Here is a 581-nt window from a genome sequence, read left to right as displayed (position 1 = left end):
AGCGCCGTCGCCGCCGCACGGGCGGCACGATCCAGCTCGACGCGGTGCTCGCCGCCTCTAACCGCCTCTCCATCATGCACGAGGGCCTGATCGAGCAGGGATATTCCTGCTCGGGCGGCAAGCTCTCGCCGTCGAAGGACGGCACGTGGACCGCCCGCATCGTCTGGCGGCACCGCCTGTCCGGCCTGTCGGTGACCTTCTCCGAACGGGGGCTGCGCATCCGGTCATGAGCTATTCTTGGCTGCCCGCCACCTTGCGCACGATCGCGGACGTCGCCGGCCTTGACGCCGCGCTGGCGCTCGCCGAGCGCTATGGCGGGCGCCGGGTGAAGCTGCCGTCCCGCTTCCGGCCGGGATCATGGCTGGACGAGGCGGTGGGCGAGGAGGCGGCGAAGGCGATCATCGGCCATTTCGGCACGACGCCGCTCGACATCCCGCTCGGCGGCGGCGGCTCCTATGCGCAGATGCGCCGGCAGCTGAACGCCCGCTTCGAGCAGCTGGAGGCCGAGGGCGCGCCGGCCGCCCGGATCGCCGCCGAACTGGGCATCACCGAGCGCGCGGTGCGGATGCGCCGTGCCGCCC

Annotated in this window: 2 protein-coding genes; both read left to right on the top strand. The window is 72.8% G+C overall.

The features are described 5' to 3' along the window. On the top strand, positions 1 to 230 hold a 230-nt coding region (locus STARVERO_RS22755; protein ID WP_159602416.1), incomplete at its 5' end, for a hypothetical protein. Next, positions 227 to 581, top strand: a 355-nt coding sequence (locus STARVERO_RS22750) for a hypothetical protein (RefSeq protein ID WP_159602413.1), incomplete at its 3' end; no start/stop codon positions are given. The genes STARVERO_RS22755 and STARVERO_RS22750, both read left to right, overlap by 4 nt.

Source organism: Starkeya nomas, assembly GCF_902703545.1.
GTDB classification, from domain to species: domain Bacteria; phylum Pseudomonadota; class Alphaproteobacteria; order Rhizobiales; family Xanthobacteraceae; genus Ancylobacter; species Ancylobacter moscoviensis.
The sequence above is the reverse complement of the archived record's forward strand: the minus strand, read 5'-3'. Positions and strand labels throughout refer to the sequence as shown.